Here is a 468-nt window from a genome sequence, read left to right as displayed (position 1 = left end):
ACAACAGAGAAAACAAATATAGTTAGTGCATTAAATGAGGTAAAAACTAGTGTAGATAGTATAGAAACAACAGCAGATAAAACAAGTATAAAAGATGCCGATAACTTATTTGTAAGTGATAATGTTGAGGGAGCATTAAAAGAAGTTATGCAGGAAGTAAAAGGTAATAGAAGTAGTATTATATCAACGATAAATAATAATTTAATACCAATGTAGAAAGGAAGGTGATTAAATGCCTCCAGCACCAACGTATATATGTAATAGAACTGTTAAAAAAAGAAGAGGTTATTATTCAGAACGAGATGTTTTTCTTTCCCCTTGCCCTTATGTTTCTGACGAAGGTAGTATGTATGAAACAACTTATTATGGTGAGTTTGATTTAAGCAGTTACAAAATTATAACAGTTCCTACAAGCACTAAGCGAGAAAAAACTGCAACTCGTGTTTATTTTATATCTGGTGGAAGTAT

Annotated in this window: 2 pseudogenes; both read left to right on the top strand. The window is 31.0% G+C overall.

The window, feature by feature from the left end:
• A pseudogene (locus KGF38_RS20020) lies at window positions 1-216 on the top strand (hypothetical protein); the annotation flags it as partial.
• Between the two features lie 16 nt (window positions 217-232).
• A pseudogene (locus KGF38_RS20015) lies at window positions 233-468 on the top strand (hypothetical protein); the annotation flags it as partial.

This window comes from Clostridioides sp. ZZV14-6387 (assembly GCF_020657835.1).
Classification (GTDB): domain Bacteria; phylum Bacillota; class Clostridia; order Peptostreptococcales; family Peptostreptococcaceae; genus Clostridioides; species Clostridioides difficile_A.
This window is presented reverse-complemented; position numbering and strand designations above follow the sequence as displayed.